Genomic DNA, 24,522 nt, shown 5'->3' with positions numbered 1-24,522 from the left:
AAAAATATTTTTCGCTTACAATTTGACACTAATTAATTATATTGCCGGCAACCCCATTCCCGTAATTTTCCGGTATAAGTCGAGTGCGTAGATGTCGGTCATTCCGGATACGTAATCAATGATTGACTGTACTTTAGAATAGAGATCATCCGAATCCGGCTCATATTGTTCAGGGACTCTTCCCAGCAACAGCTTTGAATACGTATGAGAAGGATTCTGTATGGCCTCCGACAATTTTTCGAGCAAAAATCCGATAATTCTGTATCCGGCCAACTCAATATCCAGTACATCTTTTGACAAATAAATATTATTTACGGCAAAATCGGAACAGTTCCTGTATGCTCTTTGTGTTTTTTCGGATATATTTTTTATTAACGAGCCCTTAAATTCTCCCGACAAGATAGCTTCTTCGTGTTTTAAAAATGCTTCCGAACATTCATTCACCAACAATCCGATGACACTTGCGCGCAGATAAGCGATCTGTTCGTTAATATCACTAACAAAATTCAAATTATTGATTCTGCGTTGTCGTCTTTCGCCTTCAAAAAAATTGAGAAAAAGCTCTTTGGCTTTTTCGGTAGAAATCAAATGCAGTTTATGGGCATCTTCAATATCCATGATCTGGTAGCAAATATCATCTGCGGCTTCCACCAGATAGACCAACGGATGACGCGTATAACAAACCGGATCCTCTCCTAGGCAGGGAATACCGAGTTCATCGGCAATAATCCTGTAATCGTCTTCCTCCGAAGCAAAAAAACCAAACTTGTTTTTTCCGCCGCTCAGCTCCGATGAATAGGGATACTTAACAATGGATGCCAGGGTGGAATATGTCAGAGCAAAACCACCTTTACGGCGTCCTTTAAACTGATGCATCAATAAACGAACGGCATTGGCGTTTCCTTCAAAACAGGTAAAATCGGTCCACCGTCCCCCTTCGGCTTCCACTTGCTGCTGTAACGCCTGTCCTTTACCTTCGGAGAAAAAAGTAGAAATGGCTTTTTCACCCGAGTGCCCAAACGGAGGGTTTCCCAGATCATGCGCCAGACAAGCAGCGGAAACGATAGCTCCCGTCTCTTCAAAGTGAGCCGGCGAAGAGGGATATTTCTGGCGAATTCCACGGCCGATATTCTCTCCCAGTGAACGCCCGACACTCGACACTTCAAGGCTGTGGGTTAACCGGTTGTGAACAAACACGCTTCCGGGAAGGGGGAAGACCTGCGTTTTGTTTTGCAAACGTCTGAAAGGTGATGAGAAAATCAACCGGTCATAATCGCGTTGATATTCCGTCCTGTCGTGCCTGTTTTCGGTGTGATATTCCTCCATCCCGAATCGCCTCGAAGACAATAATCGTTCCCAATTCATTCTAAAATCATACTTTTACTACAAAGATAAGATAAAGTTTTTTAGTAACATCGTTAGCTGCACGCCACTCAAAACAAAAATTAACCCCAAACATCATCATTTTCTCCCCAAATACCCTTAAATTTGTGCCTTAATTTCAGAAAGGTTTATCAATGACTGACATCATCAAGCACGAATGCGGTATTGCAATGATCCGCCTACTAAAACCCCTCGATTATTATTACAAAAAATACGGAACGTGGCAGTACGGTCTGGACAAGCTTTACTTGCTGATGGAAAAACAGCACAACCGTGGGCAGGAAGGTGCCGGCCTGGGTGCCGTAAAACTGGAGGCCGCTCCCGGTAATGAATTTATTTTCAGGGAAAGAGCACTGGGATCGGGTGCTATCTCAGAGATTTTTGGGAAAGTACACGATGCATTCAAGGATTTTACTCCACAGCAACTCCAGGATATCGAATTCGTAAAACGTTCGGTTCCGTTTGCTTCCGAATTATTTATCGGGCATCTTCGTTACAGCACCACCGGAAAAAGCGGCTTGACGTATGTTCACCCGCTGCTGCGCCGAAACAACTGGGCTTCGCGCAGTCTGGCGCTCGCCGGAAACTTCAACATGACGAACGTGGACGAAATGTTCGAACAGTTGATTTCGGAAGGACAACATCCGCGCGATTATGCCGATACATTTGTGATGCTGGAATCGCTCGGGCATTACCTCGACAGGGAGGTGCAATACCAATACGATAAAATAGAAAAATCGGACCTGAACGGCCAGCAGGTAAGCCACCGTATCGAAGAAAAACTGGACATTCCGTTTCTTCTGAAGCGTGCCAGCAAATTATGGGACGGCGGATATGCGCTTTGTGGCCTTATCGGCTGCGGCGACACGTTCACCCTCCGTGATCCGTGGGGAATTCGTTCGGCTTTTTACTATTTTGACGATGAAGTAGCGGTGGTAGCATCGGAACGCCCGGTCATCCAAACGGCGTTTAACCTCAAGAAAGATGATGTTCACGAATTACAACCCGGTGAAGCCTTTATCGTGAAACGAAACGGAACGATCACAACCCAACAGATTCTGGAACCAAAAGAAAAAATAACCCCCTGTTCGTTTGAACGGATCTATTTTTCACGTGGCTCGGATTATGATATTTACCGCGAAAGGAAGAAACTGGGCGAACTTCTTGTTCCCGAAATTGTTGAGACAATAAACAATGATTTTGAAAACACGGTTTTCTCGTTCATCCCCAACACCGCCGAAGTAGCATACTTCGGGATGCTCGAAGGATTGGAAAAACATTTCAACCACAACAAGGCGGTTGAGTTACTCGAGAAACGTGACCAATTGACTCCCGGCGAAGTCGAAATGATCCTGGCCAAAAGGGTACGCTCGGAAAAAGTCGCGATAAAAGACATAAAGTTGCGTACATTCATTGCACAAGGAAAATCCAGAAATGACCTGGCAGCCCATGTTTACGACGTCACGTATGGTTCACTGAAGCGCGGAAAGGACACGTTGGTTATTATTGATGATAGTATCGTGCGCGGAACGACACTGAAACAAAGTATTATCAAGATTCTGGACAGGCTGGACCCGAAGAAGATCGTTATTGTTTCTTCATCTCCGCAAATCCGTTATCCCGATTGCTACGGTATCGACATGTCGCGCATGAGCGAATTCATTGCTTTCAAAGCGGCAATCAAACTATTGGAAGAACGGGGTATGCAGTATATTATAGAAAGTGTATATGAAAAATGTGTTGTTCAGAGCCGGAAGAAAAAAGAAGAAATCGTGAATTATGTAAAAGAGATTTATGCCCCTTTTTCGGATGAAGAAATTTCGGATAAGATTGCCGAAATGCTTACCGACAAGGACATAAAGGCTGAAGTAAAAATTGTGTTTCAAACCATCGACGACTTGCACAAAGCGTGTCCCAACAACGCTGGCGACTGGTATTTTTCGGGCAATTATCCTACTCCGGGCGGAAACAGATTGGTCAATAATGCGTTTATCAATTATATAGAAGGACAGGAGAACAAAGTGTATCAATATTCGTTGAACTTTACAAACAGCGTTAAATGATCGAACGTATCCTAATTCTCGAAAATGTAGACCCGGTTGTATTTTTTGGGATAAACAACAGTAACGTCCAGTTACTGAAAACGTTGTTTCCAAAACTTCGTATTGTGGCCCGCGGCAATGTAATCAAAGTTATTGGCGATGAGGAGGAACTGGTTACCTTCGAAGAAAAGGTTCACGAGTTGGAGAAATTCAGCATCGAGATGAACGTGCTGAAAGAGGAAGACATCCTGGATATAGTGAAAGGGAAAGCACCAACGGTTGTGAACCTGGATAACCTGATCATTCACGGGCTCAACGGAAAACCGATCTTGGCGCGTACGGCAAACCAAAAAAAACTGGTGGAGGTGTTCGACGATAACGACCTGGTCTTCGCCATCGGTCCTGCCGGGTCAGGGAAAACATATACCGCTATTGCACTGGCTGTAAGAGCGTTAAAAACCAAACAAGTCAGAAAAATAATACTCAGCCGCCCGGCCGTTGAAGCCGGTGAAAAGCTGGGTTTCCTTCCGGGTGATATGAAAGAAAAGATCGATCCCTATCTTCAACCCCTTTATGACGCACTGGAAGATATGCTTCCTCCATTGAAACTCAAAGAATACATCGAAAACAAGATTATTCAGATTGCACCACTTGCCTTTATGCGTGGACGCACGCTGAATGATGCGGTCATTATTCTCGACGAAGCTCAGAATACGACCAAACCGCAGATAAAGATGTTCCTTACCCGGCTGGGGCTGAATGGAAAAATGATTGTTACGGGAGATATTACGCAAATCGATTTGCCCGCGTCTCAACAATCGGGACTAATTCATTCAATGAGTCTGCTGAAAGGTATCAAAGGAATATCCACCGTGGAGTTCAATAAAAAAGATATCGTCCGCCACAAACTCGTACAGCGGATTGTAGAGGCCTACGAGAAAGAAACGCCGGACAATTTACCTGATAAAGAAAAAAATAAATAATAAATCCGAAATCGAAAATCAACTGATTATGTTCAACGCCCTTACAAAAACCAATTACAATTTTCCCGGGCAGACTCACGTCTACCACGGAAAAGTACGCGATGTGTACAGCATCGGCGAAGATACACTGGTAATGATTGCCACTGACCGGATCTCAGCATTCGACGTTATATTGCCTGAAGGAATTCCATATAAGGGACAGGTTCTCAATCAGATTGCATCAAAATTTCTCGATGCCACCGCCGATATCGTCCCCAACTGGAAGCTGGCATCGCCCGATCCGATGGTTACCGTTGGGGTACGATGCGAACCGTTCAAGGTAGAAATGGTTATCCGCGGATACATCACTGGAAGCGCGTGGCGCGAATACAAAAGAGGGGTGCGTACGCTGTGCGGATTGACCCTGCCCGAAGGGATGCGAGAAAATCAAAAGTTCGAAACCCCGCTTATCACGCCCACAACCAAAGCTGATGAAGGTCATGACGAAAATATTTCGCGTGAAGAAATCATTGCCCAGGGGCTGGTCAGCCAGGAAGATTACGAACAACTGGAAAAATACACATACGCCCTTTTTCAGCGCGGGACCGAGATGGCTGCCGAGAAAGGACTGATTCTTGTAGATACCAAATACGAATTCGGTAAAAAGAACGGCAAAATCTACCTGATCGACGAGATCCACACGCCCGACTCCTCCCGCTACTTCTACAGCGAAGGCTACAAGGAACGGTTCGAAAAAGGGGAAGAACAAAAGCAACTCTCGAAGGAGTTCGTCAGAAAATGGCTGATGGATAATGGATTTCAAGGCCAGGAAGGACAAGAAGTTCCCGAAATGACTGCTGCATACTGCAACAGCGTATCGGACAGGTACATCGAATTGTTCGAAAAAATAACGGGTGAAGAATTCGTTAAAGCCGATGCCAGAGATCTGGAGGCACGAATTGAACGGAATGTCCTGGCTTTTTTCGAAAAATAAAAATAAAACAAAATGACCTACGACGTAGAAAAAGTTCATCCTTACGAAACGGGTACTTCCAAAAAGGAACAAGTGGAGGCGATGTTCAACGAAATTGCGCCAAACTACGATAAGCTTAATGGCCTCCTTTCCCTGGGAATAGACGATTACTGGCGCAAGGAATCCATAAAGGCGTTAAAACCGTACCGGCCTGAATATATTCTCGACATCGCCACCGGGACGGGTGATTTTGCCATCCTGGCAAAAAAAATCCTTCAACCCAGACGCATTATAGGCATTGACATTTCCGAAGGGATGATGGCTGTAGGCAGAGACAAAGTAAAACGAAAAGGCCTGGAACGCGTCATCACGTTTGAACGGCAGGACTCCTCCGCACTTTTTTTTCCCGATCAATCATTTGACGCTGTCACTGCTGCTTTCGGTATCCGGAATTTTGAAAACATCGATAAGAGTTTCGGAGAAGTGCTGCGTGTGCTCAAACCCGGAGGAGTGTTCCTTTTTATAGAACTGACCACCCCCGAAGCAACACCCATGAAAGAACTCTATTCGCTATATACGAAGTACGTGATGCCCGTCTTGTCGAACACAATGGCCACCGAGCAACGGGCCTACGAATATTTACCCGAATCCATCGCCGCCTTCCCGCAAGGCAGGGAAATGATGCTGATCCTGAAAAAAAATGGGTTCCGGAACATCCGGCTGAGACGGTTTACAATGGGGATTGCAACGTTATATATGGCAGAAAAATAAAGGATGCACACTTACGGATTAATCGGCTTTCCGCTAAAACACTCCTTCTCATCCAAATTTTTTACCGAAAAGTTTGCCCGGGAAGGTGTGGAGGCTGAATACCTGAATTTCGAAATTGAAGATATTCTTCAACTGCGCGAAGTCATTCTTTTCAATCAACACTTGCGCGGGCTGAACGTAACCATTCCCTACAAAGAACAGGTTATCCCGTTTCTAAACGAGATAACCCCCGAGGCTCAACGTATCGGCGCCGTAAACACGATAAAAATCGAACGTGAACCCGGGAACATGTATTTTTATCACCTCACCGGATACAATACCGATTATGTGGGATTTAAAAAATCAATCGAGCCGCTCATTCGTCCCGGGCTTCATAAAAAAGCATTGATACTGGGAACGGGGGGGGCCTCGAAAGCCGTTCGCCAGGTATTCGAAGAGATGAACATCCCCTGGAAGTATGTCTCCCGGACAGGCTCAGACGAACGGTTTACCTACAACGAAATAGACGAAGCAGTCTTACTCGAACACAAGATTGTTGTAAATTGCTCTCCCATTGGCACTTTTCCCAAGGATGAGGAATGTCCCGATATCCCTTACCGGTTTCTCACACACGAGCATCTGCTCTACGATTTGATTTACAACCCGTCGGAAACGTTATTTTTGAAAAAAGGAAAGACACAAGGCGCTACGATTAAAAACGGGGCAGAAATGCTGGAATTACAAGCGCTGGCAGCCTGGGAAATCTGGAGTAAACAATAAAAATCCTCACCGATTTGATTCCAAAGCGGCGAGGATTGAGTGATAGTGTAGTGTCTGACAGACTGCTCTTTATAAAACTTCTTCGGTCTTTGTTTCTTGTTCAATGTCTTTAACGGGCTCTTCCCAGGTGGTTTCTACTCCTTCATTATCGAAATAAATTTTCTTTTGGGACTGATCTTCCTTGTTGGTTACTTTCACTTTCGTGATTTGTTTTTCCGCATTGTACTTGATCACGTCAATATCGTAAGTCTCTTTTAATGCATTGATGGCCGCCTGTACCTTTTCGTTCAATTCTTCGAATTTAACATCTACAAAACCGTCATCGTCAAGGGTAACTTCTATGATGGGTTTTTCGTTTGTTGTATTTACTGTGTTTGCTGCCTGAACTGAGGTTGATGTAAAAATACCTGATGCAGCAAGAGCGATGGATAAAATAACTTTTTTCATAATGATTAATTTTAGAAATTCTCAATTAAGTTTTTTCTGTTTAATTAAACGTACAAAAAAAGATAATCAAATACCGTACAAAAAAACTTCACAAGTATGCAGCGGAAGCATATCCATTTAAGAAACAGCGAATTATATTGAAAATAGGACAAAGCACCGTACCTTAAAAACTGTGGACCGGGTGTAGAAGTGTAGAAAATCACCACATTTCATGGATGAAATTCCACATAAAATCCAGAGGTGCATGACAATAAGGGGAAGAAATGAACACAAGATTCAGGAAACGGCACAACGAAACAAAAAATATTGTGTATTTTTGAGCGAAAAACAGATAATGCAAATGGGATCGGATAATTCTTTAGAGCATCGGATAGGAGTGAAAATAAGTTTACTGTTTCTCATTATCATTCTTTATGTCACAGGGATTTTTGTCTACTCCTTCAACCTGAAAAAGTATGTAGACACTCAAAAAGAAGAAATTTCCGGTGCTTACAATGTTTTAGCGCAAAGCAACCAGCTGGTACTTTCTGTTCAGGAAGCCCAGGAGTCATTGAACGCCTATTTAATAAATCCGCACCGAAAGATTCAGTTAAAATACGATTCTATCTCGACAACAGTTTCTCTCCAGATAACCGAATTAAAAAAACTGGCATCACAAAGAAATCAAGATGTCTACCTGGAAAGCATCGATTCGCTGTTACACGAAAAAAACAAAATCGTTAATCAGCTTATCGTTCAGTTCCGTTCCCGAAGTCCTATAAGTGAACTCGATAAAAAAATTGAGACGTACGATCAGTTCATTCAGGATTCTGTGGTGGTTACGACAAACCAGGACACCACCATCGTTGTAAAGGATAAAAAAGGATTTTGGACCCGTTTTAAAAATTTAGTCAACCCGAACCGTGCTCCCGATACCATCGTAAGCATTGCTCGGGTGGAACAGGAGACCCGGCTCACGTCCAGGATCGATACCGGAGTATACACCGATTTGAAAAACATGTCTCAAGCTGCCACAAAAACCTATTCATCTCAACTGTCGGGCATCGAAAAACAGGTACGGGAACTTATTCTAGCCGAACAAAATATTTCCTTGCAAATATCCCAGCTGTTGACTAAATTTTACAACGAGACAACACGCGTCACACGGGAAGGGATCCAGAGCAGTGAACTGCTCACACGCAAAATCTTCACGTTTGCGGTTGTTGTAGGTGCCCTGTCGTTGGTATTGATCCTTATTATCATTTTTCTCATCGTTGACGACCTGAAAAAAGGGCAGAAGGCCCGCCTCGATCTGGCCAGGGAGAAACAGCTTACCGAATCGTTGATGGAAAGCCGCCACAAGTTACTTCTCTCCGTTTCACACGACATTAAGACTCCACTCAGCTCCATGATGGGATATATGGAAATGTGGCAGGGAGAAAAAATTCCGGAAAGCATGAAAAAACAATTGCTATCGGCCCAAAACTCCGGAAAACACATCCTGAGCATGCTCATCAATTTACTCGAATTCTCCCGGTTGGAACGAAATGCGGGAGAACTACACAACAGCCGGTTCAATTTAACAGAGCTGGTGGACGAAATTATACAGATGTTCAGGCCGCTGACCGAAGGGAAAGAACTGGATATCGAGTTTGAAAACCGGGTTGAATCGCCTTTCTATGTTGAAACAGACCACACGGTTCTCAGGCAGATATTGATAAACGTTATCTCCAATGCGGTAAAATACACCGTTAAGGGAAGAATCGATGTCCGGTTAAGTTACGAAAACAGCCTGATTTTTTCCATCAGTGACACCGGAATCGGCATGCATGAAAGCGATATCCGGGAGATATTCAAACCATTTTCCCGTGTGAGAAATCCGCTAAAAGCCGAGGGGAACGGCTTTGGAATGTACGTAACACAAGGGCTTATCCATTCGCTGAAAGGTGAAATAAACGTCCAGTCGAAAAAGGACGAAGGTACCCGCGTTATGATAACATTGCCCCTGTTCCCTGCAGAAAAAATACCGGACGAAAGTAAAAACAGCCATCAGAACCGCAACAACGTTTACAGGAAAGTGCTTGTTTTTGAAGACGATATAACCTTAGGGAATCTGATAAGGGAATTTCTCTCGAAACAGGGATTTAAGGTAAAAATCTGCAACAACACCCGTGACGTGGACGGCTTTATAAATCACATATCCCTGTTTGACATTGTATTCACAGACATGCAGATGCCTGACATCACCGGAAATGAGATTTTGCTCAAAATCCGTAGAATTAATTCCTGCATTCCCGTCTGGCTGATGAGTGCCTACGATGATTACAACACCGAAAAGGCCGTTTCGGAAGGATTCAGCGGATTTATAACAAAGCCCATCCGGATGGGCAAGTTTATTGATGTTCTCTCCGGAGAAACACAGGTCATTACGAACCATCCTCCCTCGCTTGGTGAAAAATTTCCGCAACTGGCTTCTTTATTCGGAGATGACACCGAAACCATCAAAAAAATCCTATCAACCTTCGTTACAACCGTCTATAAGGATACCGAACATCTGACCGGGTTGATTGAAGCATCCGACTTTCAGGGAGCTCAACAATTGTGCCACAAGATCCATCCTTTTATCAGTCAGATTGATGCCCCTCATTTGTGTGAGGTTTTGATAAAAATGGACTCACTCAGGGGAGAGGAAGAAACTACCTATTCTTCCTGGAAAGAAGATTTGTCGTTAAGCATTCGTCAAATAAGAGCGTTTGCCGATGCTATTAAAAAGGAATATTTATTCTGACAATCGTCATTTTCCGCTATAAGCCGTACTTGCGAATCTTGTTGTACAGAGTTTTTCGGTCTATACGCAATAGAATTGCTGCCCGGGATTTGTTTCCTTTGGTTTTTTCCAGAGCACGTACTATCTTTTCTTTTTCTTCTTCGGGCGAGACGTTCAAGGATACATCTGCCTCTTTATTCTCTTCAACACTCTTTTCCGATAAAAACGGTAGACTCTCCAACGTAATCGTATCACCGGGTGAAAAAAGTACCGCACGGCGAATTACATTTCGCAGTTCCCTTAGGTTGCCTGGCCAAGAATAGGTTTCCAACCGGGAAAAGACCTTAGCCGAGATGAACCTCACTTTTTTATCCAGTTCGGCATTTGCTTCGTCAACAAAATGTTCGGCATACAACGGAATATCGTCTTTGCAACTCCTCAGTGGCGGAACCTCAATCATGAACTCATTGAGTCGATGAAACAGATCCTCTCTAAAACGGCCATGGGCAATCGCTTTCTCGAGATTTTCATTGGTAGCCGTAACAATTCGCACATCTACCTCCAAATCGGTAGTCGCTCCCACCGGCCTGATCTTTTTTTCCTGCAAGGTCCTGAGGAGCTGCATCTGGACGCCGTACGGCAAGTTTCCCACTTCATCCAGAAATAACGTACCGCCATTTGCTTCTGCAAAAAAGCCTACTTTATCTTCAATGGCGGAGGTAAAAGAACCTTTTTTGTGTCCGAACAGCTCACTTGGCGCCAGTTCAATGGATAAGCTTCCACAATCTACTGCGATAAACGGGCCATGGGCACGCTGGCTCCGTTCGTGAATCATTCTTGCCGCATGTTCCTTTCCCGTACCGCTTTCGCCAATAATCATCACGGCCATTGAAGTGGGAGCAACGGTATTTATAAAAGAGTACATACGGGAGGACAGCGGACTGCATCCTTCTACCGTACCTCCTCGCTTCTCTTTCTTCTTTTTTTCCTGCGAATGCTTCCTTAGAATGTTCTCCGTTTCCTTCCTGTCCTTGAAAGCAGCCTCTATTTTCTCTGCGAGAACAGACGGATTGATGGGTTTTTCCAGGAAGTCAAAAGCCCCCAGTTTTATAGCTGAAACAGCCGTCTGTATTTCACCATATCCGGTCATTATTATAACCGGCACCGACGGATCGCTTTCGTGCATCCAGGAAAGAAGCATTATCCCGTCACCGTCAGGCAAGCGCAAATCCGATAAGACAATGTCGTATGTTGAATCGGCAAGCAATTCCTGAGCCGACAACATTCCCGTACACCATTTTGCGGAGAATCCATTCTTCTCAAACCACTTTTGAAGCATCGTTCCAAAAGAGATGTCGTCTTCGACTATTAATATTTTTCCGTTCACTTGAGCAATAATTGACACCGTAAAGATAGGTTTTTTATTTTTCATTTGTTCTACGTCAGCAAATGCATTTATGAAACCTAACATTTGACAGAATAAGATTAAGTTTTTTTGGGAAAGAGGGTTTCCGTTCACACGAGAATTGACTATATTTGAAAATCAAAAAAAGAGTTGTTTCATGAATCCTATAAATAAGAAAGAATCCAGTCAAAGACTATCCCGGCTCCAACAAACTATCCGGGAATTACAAGCTGAGGCATGCCTGATTTCCACGACAGTAAACCAATTTTACCTGCTTGGTTTTATTTTTGACGGTTTCGTTTTTGTCCAACCCGAAGGGGATCCGGTTTTGTTCGTAAAACGCCCCAGCGGCATCAAAGGTGACAATATTACCTACATCCGAAAGCCCGAACAGCTTCCCGATCTTCTGCACCAGAGAAAAATTCCGTTGCCCAGGAGGCTGATGGTGGAAAACGATGTATTGTCGTTTTCCACCGTTTCACGGATTCAGACAGCCCTTGAAATGCCCAAACTGATAAATGTTTCGGGAGAAATGCGCCGTATCCGAAGTGTTAAATCGGAGTTTGAGATCAAACAGATGCGCGAGTGCGCCGATATTCATGCTTTGGTTTACAAACAAATCCCGCATATTTATAGCAAAGGGATGACGGATATCGAATTTCAGATCGAGCTGGAAAGAGAAATGCGTTTAGCCGGTTCGTCAGGTATTTTTAGAACTTTCGGAGAGAACATGGATATCTTTATGGGCAGCATTCTTACCGGTGACAATGCTCAATCCGCTTCCCCGTTTGATTTCGCACTTGGCGGCCAGGGATTATCCCCCTTGTTGCCAATTGGAGCCAACGGTACGAAACTTATTCCCGGAACTACGTTGATGGTAGATATGGCGGGCAATTACCGCCCGTGGATGAGTGATATGACCCGGACATTCGCTATTGGTACTGTACCCGATATTGCCCACAAAGCTCATCAGGTTTCCATCAATATTTGCAATGCCATTTCCGCAACAAGCCAATCGGGAACACCTTGTGCCAATATTTATTCTCTGGCAGAAATGATGGTAAGGGAAAGCGGCCTTTCCGGTTATTTCATGGGAACAGCACAACAGGCCAAATTTGTAGGGCACGGAGTAGGGTTGGAGATTAATGAACCGCCCGTTCTTGCACCCCGCTCGAAGGAAATCCTGGAAGCAGGTATGACAATTGCCGTAGAACCCAAATTTGTACTTCCGGGAATCGGCGCTGTGGGAATAGAAAATACCTATATCGTTCGCAATGACAGGTTGGAGAAAATTACCGGTTGCGAGGAAGAATTAGTGGAGTTATCATGAATTCCGGTTGATCATTCTTCCGGTGATTGACTGGTCAACTGGTTATAAATGAAAAAAAGCCTTCCGGATTTCTCCTGAAGGCTTTTCTGATAAAGGACGGCGGCTACCTACTCTCCCACTTTGTGTGCAGTACCATCGGCGCCATTGGGCTTAACTTCTCTGTTCGGAATGGGAAGAGGTGGATCCCCAACGCTACAACCACCTTAAGTAAGTCCGGGAGTGAAAAGGTCTTTCCTGACCGCTCTTCTTCTCCCTGTGCTGATAAAACATGATGAAAAGTAAAAAGATCAATACTCACGGGCAAACAACCCAAAAGCCATATTTATCAAATCCTGCGATTCAAAGAGCTTGCACGAAAATAAAGCGTACGGGCAATTAGTACTGCTCGGCTACGTACGTTACCGCACTTCCACCTGCAGCCTATCAAGGTCGTCGTCTACAACCACCCTTATAAAGAGATCTAATCTCGAGGTAGGCTTCGTGCTTAGATGCTTTCAGCACTTATCCCTGCCCAGACTTAGCTACCCGGCAATGCAGCTGGCGCCACAACCGGTAAACCAGAGGTCTGTCCAACACGGTCCTCTCGTACTAGTGTCGGGGCCTCTCAAATCTCTAACGCCCACGATAGATAGAGACCGAACTGTCTCACGACGTTCTGAACCCAGCTCGCGTGCCACTTTAATGGGCGAACAGCCCAACCCTTGGGACCTTCTCCAGCCCCAGGATGTGACGAGCCGACATCGAGGTGCCAAACCATTCCGTCGATATGAGCTCTTGGGAATGATCAGCCTGTTATCCCCGGAGTACCTTTTATCCTTTGAGCGATGGCCCTTCCATGCGGAACCACCGGATCACTATGCTCTAGTTTCCTACCTGATCGACTTGTTTGTCTCCCAGTCAAGCACCCTTATGCCATTACACTCTGCGACCGGTTACCAATCGGTCTGAGGGTACCTTTAGAAGCCTCCGTTACTCTTTTGGAGGCGACCACCCCAGTCAAACTACCCACCATACAGTGTCCCCGCATGCCGCGGGTTAGAACTCAAACAATCAAAGGGCCGTATTTCAACGACGGCTCCACAAATACTGGCGTACCTGCTTCATTGCCTCCGGCCTATCCTACACATCAAGTGCCCAAATTCAATGTAAAGCTATAGTAAAGGTTCACGGGGTCTTTTCGTCCCATCGCGGGTAATCGGCATCTTCACCGATACTACAATTTCACCGAGCTCACGGTTGAGACAGTGTCCAGATCATTACACCATTCGTGCAGGTCGGAACTTACCCGACAAGGAATTTCGCTACCTTAGGACCGTTATAGTTACGGCCGCCGTTTACTGGGGCTTCAATTCAATGCTTCTCTTGCGATGACATCTCCTCTTAACCTTCCAGCACCGGGCAGGTGTCAGGCTATATACAGCTTCTTTCGAATTCGCATAGCCATGTGTTTTTGTTAAACAGTCGCCAGAATCTATTCTCTGCGGCCACTGTCGCCAGTGGCGTCCTTTCTCCCGAAGTTACAGGACTATTTTGCCTAGTTCCTTAACCGTGAATCACTCGAGCGCCTTAGTATTTTCAACCCAACTACCTGTGTCGGTTTACGGTACGGGTGCGTTGATAATTGGCGTTTAGCGGATTTTCTCGGCAGTCTGCTTACCCACATTATTGGCTCATCCGAAGACTTGCCATACTTTCAGGTTCAGCTCCCGGTGCGGATTTGCCTGCACCGGTCACAGCCTACCCCCTTCAACCATCTATTCCGTCAGATGGCAGTGGTGTCACTTCTGCGTCCCCACATAACTTATCAAAGCAGTAACGGAATATTAACCGTTTCTTCCATCGGAATCGCCTCTAGGCTTATCCTTAGGCCCCGACTAACCCTGATCCGATTAGCGTTGATCAGGAAACCTTAGTCTTTCGGCGTGCGGATTTCTCATCCGCATTATCGTTACTTATACCTACATTTGCTTTTCCGGACGCTCCAGAGTACCTCGCAGTACGCCTTCAACGCAGGACCGGAATGCTCCCCTACCAATTCATTAGAATTCCATGGCTTCGGTAATATGCTTATGCCCGATTATTATCCACGCTCCGCCACTCGACTAGTGAGCTGTTACGCACTCTTTAAATGAATGGCTGCTTCCAAGCCAACATCCTAGCTGTCAAAGCGGCAGAACTTCGTTTAATGCAACTTAGCATATATTTGGGGACCTTAGCCGATGGTCTGAGTTGTTCCTCTCTCGGACACGGACCTTAGCACCCGCGCCCTCACTCCCGGAGATCACTTACACGCATTCGGAGTTTGTCTGGACTTGATAGGCGGCGAAGCCCTCGCATCCAATCAGTAGCTCTACCTCATGTAAGCTCATTATCCGAGGCTGCACCTAAATGCATTTCGGGGAGTACGAGCTATCTCCAAGTTTGATTAGCCTTTCACCCCTACCCTCAAGTCATCCGAAAACTTTTCAACGTTTACCGGTTCGGCCCTCCATGTTGTGTTACCAAAACTTCAGCCTGCTCAAGGGTAGATCACTTGGTTTCGCGTCTACTCCTGCTGACTATGCGCCCTGTTCGGACTCGCTTTCGCTGCGGCTGACGCGCATCATTGCGCTTAACCTTGCCAACAAGAGTAACTCGTAGGTTCATTATGCAAAAGGCACGCCGTCACCCCGTAAACGGGGCTCCGACCGCTTGCAAGCACATGGTTTCAGGGTCTATTTCACTCCTCTGTTCGAGGTTCTTTTCACCTTTCCCTCACGGTACTGGTTCACTATCGGTCTCTGGTGAGTATTTAGCCTTGGCGGATGGTCCCGCCGGATTCACACAGGATTTCTCGTGTCCCGCGCTACTCAGGATACCGGTAGGCTTCGCCAGGGAGTCGCGTACGGGATTATCACCCTCTACGATGCGCCTTTCCAGGCGCTTCCGCTTCCTTGGTCTCTTGCCACTTCCCGGTCCTACAACCCCGGTATTGCCGAAACAACACCGGTTTGGGCTATTCCCGTTTCGCTCGCCACTACTCCGGGAATCACTTTTGTTTTCTTCTCCTGCGGGTACTTAGATGTTTCAGTTCCCCGCGTTTGCCTTCCATACTGGATGGAATGATACAATCTTCTCGTATCAGGTTGCCCCATTCGGAAATCCGCGGATCGATTCGTATTTGCCAATCCCCGCGGCTTATCGCAGCTTATCACGTCCTTCGTCGCCTTCCAGAGCCTAGGCATCCCCCATGTGCCCTTATGTACTTTATTTTCTCTTTATTTGTGCCGTCTGTACCACACCGCCCGAATTTCCCCAAAGGAAAAAACGAACCAGCGGTAGCAGGGCTTGATAAATACTTAGCTTTTTGTTACTTACTATTTTCTTGCTCTTTTTACTTTTACTTCATCATGTCAAAGATCGCTTCCAAGGGGAAACGCTTAACGCGAACACCCTTCGATAGCCGTCTGATACGGAGTCGAACCGTTGAACACTGTCCCCGACGGACATCAAACCTCAATATGTTTCCTCAAATCTCACGCCCGCGGCTCTCCTGCCGGCAAGGCTCACATCACTCTTCCTACCGGTCCCCGGTCTCCTCTTCGGCAGCCAGACGGCCTGTTTCAAAGTGGAGAATAACGGATTCGAACCGTTGACCCTCTGCGTGCAAGGCAGATGCTCTAGCCAGCTGAGCTAATCCCCCGTTATCTTCCTTGTAGTCCCAGGCAGAGTTGAACTGCCGACCTCTACATTATCAGTGTAGCGCTCTAACCAACTGAGCTATAGGACTGTGCTGGTCGCAGTGTCGGCCGATCGCCGTAGGAAAACAGGACACGCCCGCCTCCCGTGCTCACGGTTCTGCCCGGTGAGTGTTATGTTGTTTTATATACGTTCCTATGACGGATGCAGTTTTGAATCGGTACCTCTCGGTTGAAAAAAAAAAAAAACGTGAAAAGAGCGTCTGAAGACCGGGACTCCGATTAACGGGCCCCTTTTCTGCCTTCCATGCCCAAAACCCTGCCGTTAACAGGACGGGAACGTTCTCCAGAAAGGAGGTGTTCCAGCCGCACCTTCCGGTACGGCTACCTTGTTACGACTTAGCCCCAGTTACCAGTTTTACCCTAGGCCGCTCCTTGACGGTTACGGACTTCAGGTACCCCCGGCTTCCATGGCTTGACGGGCGGTGTGTACAAGGCCCGGGAACGTATTCACCGCGCCGTGGCTGATGCGCGATTACTAGCGAATCCAGCTTCACGGAGTCGAGTTGCAGACTCCGATCCGAACTGAGAGTGGTTTTGGAGATTAGCATCCTGTCGCCAGGTAGCTGCCCTTTGTACCACCCATTGTAACACGTGTGTCGCCCCGGACGTAAGGGCCGTGCTGATTTGACGTCATCCCCACCTTCCTCGCATCTTACGATGGCAGTCTCACTAGAGTCCTCAGCATGACCTGTTAGTAACTAATGATGAGGGTTGCGCTCGTTATGGCACTTAAGCCGACACCTCACGGCACGAGCTGACGACAACCATGCAGCACCTACACGGCGGCCCCGAAGGGAAGGCAGATCTCTCTGCCGGTCCGCCGCATTTCAAGCCCGGGTAAGGTTCCTCGCGTATCATCGAATTAAACCACATGTTCCTCCGCTTGTGCGGGCCCCCGTCAATTCCTTTGAGTTTCATTCTTGCGAACGTACTCCCCAGGTGGATTACTTAACGCTTTCGCTCAGTCGCTTACATTGTATCGCAAACAACTAGTAATCATCGTTTACTGCGTGGACTACCAGGGTATCTAATCCTGTTTGATCCCCACGCCTTCGTGCATGAGCGTCAGTAGTGGTTTAGTAAGCTGCCTGCGCAATCGGAGTTCCTCGTGATATCTAAGCATTTCACCGCTACACCACAAATTCCGCCTACTTCATCCACACTCAAGAAAGCCAGTATCGAAGGCACTTTTACAGTTGAGCTGCAAAATTTCACCGCCGACTTAACATCCCGCCTGCGCACCCTTTAAACCCAATAAATCCGGATAACGCTCGGATCCTCCGTATTACCGCGGCTGCTGGCACGGAGTTAGCCGATCCTTATTCGCAAGGTACATGCAAAGGAGGACACGTCCCCCACTTTATTCCCTTGAAAAAGAAGTTTACAATCCATAAGACCTTCATCCTTCACGCGACTTGGCTGGTTCAGAGTTGCCTCCATTGACCAATATTCCTCACTGCTGCCTCCCGTAGGAGTCTGGACCGTGTCTCAGTTCCAGTGTGGGGGATAAACCTCTCAGTTCCCCTATCCATCGTGGCCTTGGTGAGCCGTTACCTCACCAACAAGCTAATGGAACGCATGCCCATCTTCAACCGATAAATCTTTAACAAATATTCCCATGCGGGACCCCTGTGTCATGGAGTATTAGTCCGTTTTTCAACGGGTTATTCCCCTGTTAAAGGTAGGTTGCATACGTGTTACTCACCCGTGCGCCGGTCGCCACCATCGTATTGCTACTCATGTGCTGCCCCTCGACTTGCATGTGTTAGGCCTATCGCTAGCGTTCATCCTGAGCCAGGATCAAACTCTTCGTTGTATATTTGTTATATGTCTTGAACTTTTCCTGCCCCTGTTGTGTCAACTACAGGAAAGGCATCGACAAACAAAAAAACCGAATAGCCGGTGATCCTCAAACCCTCGATTCACGAATCTATTTCTTTTCCTTTTATGTTCTATTGAACGGGTACCAATATATATATTTTATATACTGCTTGTCATTAAAAAAACGTATATGAAAATCTTTCAAAGAACGATCAATTGCTTTCTACATCTACTTGTTTTCGGAAAGCGGATGCAAAGGTAGGGAAAGATTTCATTCCATCAAAACATTTTCACAACAAATTTGATAAAAAAATCAACTATTTTACAAAACGCAAAACAATGGCCTGACAATTAAAGAATTATTTAATTCATTTTTTTTTGAATTTTTTCCCACTTTTCTGTTTTCATGGCAGACCGTTACTAAGTTCAAGATAGAAGTGCAAAAGATTTGATTACATTACACTTCTTATCTTAATTGTTTTTTTCCAAAATCCCCTTTCAAAAGTGCTTAAGGGGTTTTGAAAAAAACAATTAGTCAATCAGCAACATAAAAAAATAAAAAAGGAGACCGAAGTCTCCCTAAAATTAACTATTATGTTGCTTATGAAAAAATACAAACAGTTAACTTCAGAACAAAGATATGCTATTTATTTAGGCTTACAAAACGGAACAAGCAAGTCTGAAATAGCCAAGCAGATAAAGGTAAATATTTCTACGGTTTATAGGGAATTAAGCCGTAACAAAAACAAAACTGGAGGCTACTCATGGCGTTTGGCACAAGAGATGGCCCAAGAGCGCAAAGAACGTTTACCGGGCAATAGATCGACATCGGAGTGGATTAAACAGAAAATAATCCGTCTCATTCGCAAAGATTGGTCGCCCAAACAAATCAGCGGATATCTCGCAAAATATGATCAAATATCTATCTCTCACGAGACTATTTATCAATGGATCAGGCAAGATAAGAAATCGGGAGGAAACCTTTACAAGCACTGCCGCCACAAGCTCAAATACAGAAAAAGACCCGTAGGTTCTGCCACTAACATACCCAACAGAAAAAGTATTCGCCAAAGGCCAAAAGAGGCCGACGGAAGCCGGTTTGGAGATTTTGAAATGGACACCATAATAGGAAACGGACAAAAGGAAATAATACTGACAATGACAGAAAGAAATACAAACTTTATAATGATGAGAAAACTGCCTATGGGCAAAGACTCTAAGCAGGTTTGCAAGGAAGTCATTGCTATGTTGCTGCCTTATAAGGACAAACTGAAAACCATTACAACAGATAACGGATCCGAGTTTGCAGCACACGAACTGATAACAAAAAAGTTGAAAGTACCGGTATATTTCACTGATCCTTATTCATCGTGGCAAAAAGGAGCTGTTGAAAATGCCAATAAATTAATCCGGCAATACATCCCAAAAGGAGCAACATTTAAAGATTATTCCGATGAGAAAGTAAAAGAAATACAGCATAAACTAAACAGAAGACCAAGAGAAAAATTAGACTTTAGCAATCCTAAAATAGAGTTTTACAAAAATTATTACTAAATTGCACTTGCTGGTTGACTCTAGGGTTTTGCAAAAACGCGAAATCTGACACTGGGAATCACAAATTATGTGTATCTTGCACCGTTTTTCGTGTTACACTAAAACTACTGCAATAAGGATATTTTTTAATGAACGGTATTATAACTATATTGAAGCGCTTCTTGCCTCCCTACAAGAAATATGTGGTACTCTCCTTTCTTTTTAATCTACTCACCGCATTATTGAATGTTTTCTCACTGGCAACGATTATTCCGATACTTCAGGTTTTATTTAAAGTCAACGATAAGGTTTTTGAATTTATTCCCTGGGAAACAAAAGGTGTTTCATTGATCGATATTGTCCTGAATAACGGGAATTGGTACATGGCCCGGCTCATTGAAACCCATGGAGGCAGCACAACGCTCCTTTTTTTGGCGATTGCGCTTATCGTTATGACTCTTTTTAAAACCGGTACAGCCTATTTCGGATCTTATTTTACCATTCCCATCCGGACAGGAGTAGTTAAAGACATCCGGAACAAAATCAACGATAAGATTCTGGTTCTTCCCATCGGTTTTTTTTCAGAAGAACGCAAAGGCGATATATTGGCCCGCATTTCAGGGGACGTCAACGAAGTGGAAAACTCGGTGATGAGCTCGCTTGATATGCTCTTTAAGAACCCCATTCTTATTCTGATTTATTTGATTACCATGATCGTTCTCAGCTGGCAGCTTACCCTTTTTGTTTTTGTGGTATTGCCGATAATGGGATATGTGATGGGAACCGTTGGCAAATCACTGAAAAGAAGTTCGTTCGAGGCACAAAACAAATGGGGGGAACTTATGTCGCAAATTGAAGAAACCTTGAGCGGTCTAAGAATAATAAAAGCGTTTAATGCGGAAAGCAAAATCTCCAAACGATTCTATACGGGGAGTGATACGTTTAGAAAGATGTCCAATAGGATTGCGCGACGGCAGTATCTTGCACATCCGATGAGTGAATTCCTGGGAACCCTTACCATCGCCATTGTCCTTTGGTTTGGCGGCTCACTTATTTTAAGCGGGAACGGGATTATTGATGCGGCCACTTTTATTTATTACCTCACCATTTTCTACAGTATTATCAATCCCATCAAAGAGTTTTCCAGATCGGCATATGCCGTACAAAGAGGCCTTGCTTCCATGGAGCGTATCGACAAGATACTGGAGGCCCAGAACGACATAACAGAAATACAGCACCCGCAAAAGCTGAGTTTTAAAAATAACATACATTACCGCAATGTATGGTTCAAATACAACAAAGAGTGGGTATTGAAAGGGATCGATTTAAAGATTGAAAAAGGGAAAACGGTTGCGCTTGTGGGTCAATCGGGTTCCGGGAAGTCTACCATGACCGATCTTTTATCCCGGTTCTACGATATTCAGGAGGGGGGGGTTTTTATTGATAATATCAACATAAAGGATGTTACTTTACACGACCTGCGCTCAAAAATAGGCTATGTAACCCAGGAGGCCATTCTTTTTAACGACACGTTCTTTAACAACATTGCCTTTGGCCTAAAAGAAGTAACTTCGGAAGAGGTTATTGAAGCGGCAAAAGTGGCCAATGCGCACGAGTTCATCATGGCCACTCAACACGGATATCAGACAAACATCGGTGATCGGGGAGGAAAGCTATCGGGAGGACAACGCCAACGAATAAGCATTGCGCGAGCGGTGTTGAAGAACCCGGAAATCCTGATACTGGATGAGGCTACCTCGGCACTGGATACCGATTCGGAGCGATTGGTACAGGATGCCCTGGAGAAACTGATGAGAAACCGGACAACAATTGTTATTGCGCACCGGTTGTCAACCATAAAAAATGCAGACGAAATTTACGTTCTAAAGGAGGGACAAATCATCGAATCAGGCAGACACAATTCGTTGTATGAATTAAACGGCTATTATACAAAACTTTGCAATATGCAGGGAGATCTAAATTGAAAAAGCATCCTGTATCTTAACGCTTTCCTTGTCTTCCAGTTTCTCCAGTAAGCGGTCAACAGCCTCGTAAGGGGAATTTATGCTTTGAAACTCCGGGACAATTTCTTTCATTTTTTTCACAGTACGCATATCGTCGTATTGATACGAAATCTCGATTAATCCCTCGATCTGATCCTTTACTTTTTCGTACTCATACTCACGCACCCGAGCAATCATAATCTTCTCATGATGGGTTTTAATGGTGTTTTCAGAGGCATTGAGCAATTCCTCGTATAACTTTTCACCGTGACGAAGGCCTGTAAATTCTATCTTTATGTTTTGAGAGCCCGACAACCGGATCATCCGTTTTGCCAGATCCAGAATCTTAACCGGTTTTCCCATATCGAAAAGGTAAATCTCACCTCCTTTACCCATGGAACCAGCTTCAAGAACCAACTGGCAAGCTTCGGGGATGGTCATGAAATAACGAATAATTTCGGGATGTGTAACCGTTAAAGGGCCTCCATTTTTAATTTGTTCCCGGAACAACGGGATTACCGAACCGTTTGACCCCAATACATTACCGAATCGGGTAGTGATGAATTGCGTGGTCTTCTGGCCGTTCTTCTCCAAATGCCTCGATAAGGATTGAACATAGATCTCACTAATTCTTTTTGAGCAACCCATTACATTTGAAGGGTTCACCGCTTTATCAGTAGAGATCATGACAAATTTCTGAGCCCCATATTTTACAGCCAGGTCGGCTAGGATTTTTGTTCCCAGGACGTTTGTCTGAATGGATTCGGAAACATTGTCTTCCATCATAGGGACATGTTTATAAGCTGCCGCATGGAAAATGTACTGCGGGCGCGTCTTTGCAAAAATGCGCTCCATTCTTGTAGCATTGCCTACATCAGCAACAATTATGTTGGTATTTATATCGATCCATTTTTTTTGCAGTTCAAGCCTCATGTCATGTAGTGGGGTTTCTGCCTGATCGATCAAAATGATGTTGAAAGGATTGAATGAGGCTACCTGACGGACAATCTCGCTCCCGATGGAACCCGCTGCCCCTGTTACCATCACCCGCTTTCCTTCGATGTGAGCAGCAATTTCCATTAAGTTGATGTTAATGGGATTGCGGGGGAGCAGATCCTCAATCTGAATATCTTTTAGCTGCTCTTTTCCTGTCAATGTCCCGTTCCATTCGTTAACGGGAGAAGTAGTCAGCAACGAAATATTATGGTCCACGAAATTTTCCAGTAAAGGCGAATTTCTTATCTGATCCATTTTATGAGGGGAGACAATCACTGTTTTTACGTCTTTTGCTTCCAGTACCCTGAATAAGTTTTCGTTGTTGGCATAAATAGTAAGCCCCAATAGATTTTTACCGACCATATTGTCTTCATCGGTAATAAATCCCAATACTTTGTACTTGAATTCCCGGTTTCCCCTGATCGCTTTTGCGAGACTAATACCGGCCTGTTTGGTACCGTAAATAAAAATATTGGTAGCTTTCTGCGGCTTTCCAGTTATGGACTCATACACCTCCTTGACAACAATACGCGAAAAAATCATCAGCAAAACATTCAACACATAAGTGGCAAAATGAATGGTATTGGAAACAGTGAAAGTGGGATCGACTTTTTTTATCACCATCAGGCAGATAAACGATATAAAATAGCCCAGAGTCAATGCATATATGATCCGAACAAGATCGGAAAAAGCCGAAAAGCGTAAAACCCCGCTAAAAGTTTTGAAGATTAGGAACGAAATGACATTGAAAAATACCAGAACGAGTGTTGTAGTTATACCATCTGCCTTGACCTGCGTCGTAAGTCCTTCAAAACCGAAACGCAAAAAATACATGGTCAGGGTTGAAAACAGTATAATAAGAATGTCTATTATCAGGATAGACATGCGGGACAAGACCCTGTTGGATAAGTAATTCTCTAAGAATTTATTCATAACTGCACTCAAAGATCAACGACAGCACATTTAAAATCATTAAATATACTGCAAGTTTATGAAGAATTGTGATGTTAAAGAAAATGTTTATCTGAATTTCAAATTGCTGAGTAGTTATTCCACAATAATCTCATTCTGACAAACAATCATATTCATTTTAATATCTCCCTGACTTACAGGAATATTATCAAAAACCTGGAAATCAAAGCATATAGCTGTCTTAGGAGCCTTTATCTTTGGCAATAATCTGTCGTAAAAGCCTTTTCCCCTACCCAACCGGTTTAGTGTGCGATCAAAAGCCACACCCGGGACAATTACCAAATCTATTTTACCGTATTCAGATTCCGGGAAAGTATCGCCCACCGGTTCTTTAATTCCATAAGCGGAAGTCGACATACTTTCTTCGGAGACATATTTTTTCAAAATTAATTCACCATTATTAACCACCGGCAGAAGAAAATGTTTTTGTAAACAGTATTTTTTTATCCATTCATGCGTACTAACCTCATCCGACATGCTGTAATAGGCTAGTACAATTTTAGCGTTCTGAAATACCTCAGTGAGTTCAAGTGTTGATATAACCTCTTCCGAGAAGTTTAACAGTTCTCTTTGAGAATACGATTGCTTTTTCTGGGCAATCCTTTCACGGAGTCTTTTTTTCTGCTCTGTTATATTCAT

14 protein-coding genes, 2 tRNA genes and 3 rRNA genes are annotated in these 24,522 nt (G+C 44.6%); 9 read left to right on the top strand and 10 right to left on the bottom strand.

Going from position 1 to position 24,522, the window contains the following annotated elements:
• Positions 1–36: 36 nt before the first annotated feature.
• On the bottom strand, positions 37–1,365 hold the full coding sequence (gene dgt / locus AACM02_RS03840; protein ID WP_332457172.1) for a dGTP triphosphohydrolase: 1,329 nt from the start codon (positions 1,363–1,365) through the stop codon (positions 37–39).
• A 152-nt stretch (positions 1,366–1,517) separates the two neighbouring features.
• On the opposite strand from dgt, the gene AACM02_RS03835 reads away from it, so the two are divergent.
• From AACM02_RS03835 to AACM02_RS03815, 5 genes are read left to right on the top strand one after another with little or no spacing between them, the layout of a single operon-like run.
• Positions 1,518–3,446: an amidophosphoribosyltransferase gene (locus AACM02_RS03835; RefSeq protein ID WP_332457173.1), complete on the top strand. Its 1,929-nt coding sequence runs from the start codon at positions 1,518–1,520 to the stop codon at positions 3,444–3,446.
• Positions 3,443–4,408 (top strand): PhoH family protein, encoded by a 966-nt coding sequence (locus tag AACM02_RS03830; RefSeq protein WP_214062435.1) that lies wholly within the window; start codon positions 3,443–3,445, stop codon positions 4,406–4,408. The genes AACM02_RS03835 and AACM02_RS03830 overlap by 4 nt, the downstream gene beginning before the upstream one ends.
• Positions 4,409–4,436: 28 nt before the next feature.
• Positions 4,437–5,381 carry a phosphoribosylaminoimidazolesuccinocarboxamide synthase gene (locus AACM02_RS03825; RefSeq protein ID WP_332457174.1) on the top strand — a complete coding sequence of 315 codons (945 nt, stop codon included), beginning with the start codon at positions 4,437–4,439 and terminating at the stop codon, positions 5,379–5,381.
• A gap of 12 nt (positions 5,382–5,393) precedes the next feature.
• Positions 5,394–6,131, top strand: a complete 738-nt coding sequence (gene ubiE, locus AACM02_RS03820) for a bifunctional demethylmenaquinone methyltransferase/2-methoxy-6-polyprenyl-1,4-benzoquinol methylase UbiE (protein WP_339116114.1) — start codon at positions 5,394–5,396, stop codon at positions 6,129–6,131.
• Positions 6,132–6,134: 3 nt separating this feature from the next.
• Positions 6,135–6,890: a shikimate dehydrogenase gene (locus AACM02_RS03815; RefSeq protein ID WP_214062438.1), complete on the top strand. Its 756-nt coding sequence runs from the start codon at positions 6,135–6,137 to the stop codon at positions 6,888–6,890.
• Between the two features lie 69 nt (positions 6,891–6,959).
• Here AACM02_RS03815 and AACM02_RS03810 read toward each other — a convergent pair whose 3' ends face one another.
• Positions 6,960–7,337, bottom strand: coding sequence for a hypothetical protein (locus tag AACM02_RS03810; protein ID WP_214062439.1), 378 nt, complete (start codon positions 7,335–7,337; stop codon positions 6,960–6,962).
• Positions 7,338–7,581: 244 nt separating this feature from the next.
• Between AACM02_RS03810 and AACM02_RS03805 the strand changes: the two genes are divergently transcribed.
• On the top strand, positions 7,582–10,104 hold the full coding sequence (locus tag AACM02_RS03805) for an ATP-binding protein (protein ID WP_339116113.1): 2,523 nt from the start codon (positions 7,582–7,584) through the stop codon (positions 10,102–10,104).
• Positions 10,105–10,120: 16 nt separating this feature from the next.
• Here AACM02_RS03805 and AACM02_RS03800 read toward each other — a convergent pair whose 3' ends face one another.
• A complete protein-coding gene (locus tag AACM02_RS03800; RefSeq protein ID WP_214062442.1) occupies positions 10,121–11,470 on the bottom strand; it encodes a sigma 54-interacting transcriptional regulator in 1,350 nt (449 codons plus the stop codon).
• Between the two features lie 175 nt (positions 11,471–11,645).
• On the opposite strand from AACM02_RS03800, the gene AACM02_RS03795 reads away from it, so the two are divergent.
• The gene (locus AACM02_RS03795; RefSeq protein ID WP_339116112.1) at positions 11,646–12,818 is read left to right on the top strand and encodes a Xaa-Pro peptidase family protein; all 1,173 of its coding nucleotides are present in this window, start codon (positions 11,646–11,648) and stop codon (positions 12,816–12,818) included.
• A gap of 94 nt (positions 12,819–12,912) precedes the next feature.
• Here AACM02_RS03795 and rrf read toward each other — a convergent pair.
• The 5 genes from rrf to AACM02_RS03770 all read right to left on the bottom strand — a co-directional run bounded on the left by rrf (position 12,913) and on the right by AACM02_RS03770 (position 18,374).
• A 5S ribosomal RNA gene (gene rrf / locus AACM02_RS03790) occupies positions 12,913–13,024 on the bottom strand.
• A gap of 148 nt (positions 13,025–13,172) precedes the next feature.
• A 23S ribosomal RNA gene (locus tag AACM02_RS03785) occupies positions 13,173–16,070 on the bottom strand.
• A gap of 356 nt (positions 16,071–16,426) precedes the next feature.
• A tRNA-Ala gene (locus AACM02_RS03780) sits at positions 16,427–16,500 on the bottom strand.
• 13 nt (positions 16,501–16,513) lie between these two features.
• Positions 16,514–16,587, bottom strand: a tRNA-Ile gene (locus AACM02_RS03775).
• A 258-nt stretch (positions 16,588–16,845) separates the two neighbouring features.
• A 16S ribosomal RNA gene (locus AACM02_RS03770) occupies positions 16,846–18,374 on the bottom strand.
• The 16S, 23S and 5S rRNA genes sit together here with 2 tRNA genes alongside, the layout of an rRNA operon.
• A gap of 608 nt (positions 18,375–18,982) precedes the next feature.
• Between AACM02_RS03770 and AACM02_RS03765 the strand changes: the two genes are divergently transcribed.
• Positions 18,983–19,933, top strand: coding sequence for an IS30 family transposase (locus AACM02_RS03765; protein WP_238866016.1), 951 nt, complete (start codon positions 18,983–18,985; stop codon positions 19,931–19,933).
• A 128-nt stretch (positions 19,934–20,061) separates the two neighbouring features.
• On the top strand, positions 20,062–21,897 hold the full coding sequence (locus AACM02_RS03760) for an ABC transporter ATP-binding protein (protein ID WP_339116111.1): 1,836 nt from the start codon (positions 20,062–20,064) through the stop codon (positions 21,895–21,897).
• On the opposite strand, the gene AACM02_RS03755 is transcribed toward AACM02_RS03760, so the two are convergent.
• Together AACM02_RS03755 and AACM02_RS03750 are read right to left on the bottom strand one after the other, a co-directional pair.
• Positions 21,889–23,844 (bottom strand): nucleoside-diphosphate sugar epimerase/dehydratase, encoded by a 1,956-nt coding sequence (locus AACM02_RS03755; RefSeq protein ID WP_339116110.1) that lies wholly within the window; start codon positions 23,842–23,844, stop codon positions 21,889–21,891. The genes AACM02_RS03760 and AACM02_RS03755 overlap by 9 nt on opposite strands.
• A 114-nt stretch (positions 23,845–23,958) precedes the next feature.
• Positions 23,959–24,522 (bottom strand): 5-formyltetrahydrofolate cyclo-ligase, encoded by a 564-nt coding sequence (locus AACM02_RS03750; RefSeq protein ID WP_339116109.1) that lies wholly within the window; start codon positions 24,520–24,522, stop codon positions 23,959–23,961.

This window comes from Petrimonas sp., from assembly GCF_963921705.1.
In the GTDB taxonomy this organism is placed as follows: Bacteria; Bacteroidota; Bacteroidia; order Bacteroidales; family Dysgonomonadaceae; genus Petrimonas; species Petrimonas sulfuriphila.
The sequence above is the reverse complement of the archived record's forward strand: the minus strand, read 5'-3'. Positions and strand labels throughout refer to the sequence as shown.

Bases quoted from the DNA above. Each gene is read 5' to 3' on its own strand.
- AACM02_RS03795 (WP_339116112.1), top strand. From the start codon at position 11,646: ATGAATCCTATAAATAAGAAAGAATCCAGTCAAAGACTATCCCGGCTC.
- AACM02_RS03750 (WP_339116109.1), bottom strand. From the start codon at position 24,522: ATGAATATAACAGAGCAGAAAAAAAGACTCCGTGAAAGGATTGCCCAG.
- dgt (WP_332457172.1), bottom strand. From the start codon at position 1,365: ATGAATTGGGAACGATTATTGTCTTCGAGGCGATTCGGGATGGAGGAA.
- AACM02_RS03765 (WP_238866016.1), top strand. From the start codon at position 18,983: ATGAAAAAATACAAACAGTTAACTTCAGAACAAAGATATGCTATTTAT.
- AACM02_RS03810 (WP_214062439.1), bottom strand. From the start codon at position 7,337: ATGAAAAAAGTTATTTTATCCATCGCTCTTGCTGCATCAGGTATTTTT.
- AACM02_RS03805 (WP_339116113.1), top strand. From the start codon at position 7,582: ATGACAATAAGGGGAAGAAATGAACACAAGATTCAGGAAACGGCACAA.
- AACM02_RS03755 (WP_339116110.1), bottom strand. From the start codon at position 23,844: ATGAATAAATTCTTAGAGAATTACTTATCCAACAGGGTCTTGTCCCGC.
- AACM02_RS03830 (WP_214062435.1), top strand. From the start codon at position 3,443: ATGATCGAACGTATCCTAATTCTCGAAAATGTAGACCCGGTTGTATTT.
- AACM02_RS03815 (WP_214062438.1), top strand. From the start codon at position 6,135: ATGCACACTTACGGATTAATCGGCTTTCCGCTAAAACACTCCTTCTCA.
- AACM02_RS03825 (WP_332457174.1), top strand. From the start codon at position 4,437: ATGTTCAACGCCCTTACAAAAACCAATTACAATTTTCCCGGGCAGACT.
- AACM02_RS03835 (WP_332457173.1), top strand. From the start codon at position 1,518: ATGACTGACATCATCAAGCACGAATGCGGTATTGCAATGATCCGCCTA.
- AACM02_RS03760 (WP_339116111.1), top strand. From the start codon at position 20,062: ATGAACGGTATTATAACTATATTGAAGCGCTTCTTGCCTCCCTACAAG.
- ubiE (WP_339116114.1), top strand. From the start codon at position 5,394: ATGACCTACGACGTAGAAAAAGTTCATCCTTACGAAACGGGTACTTCC.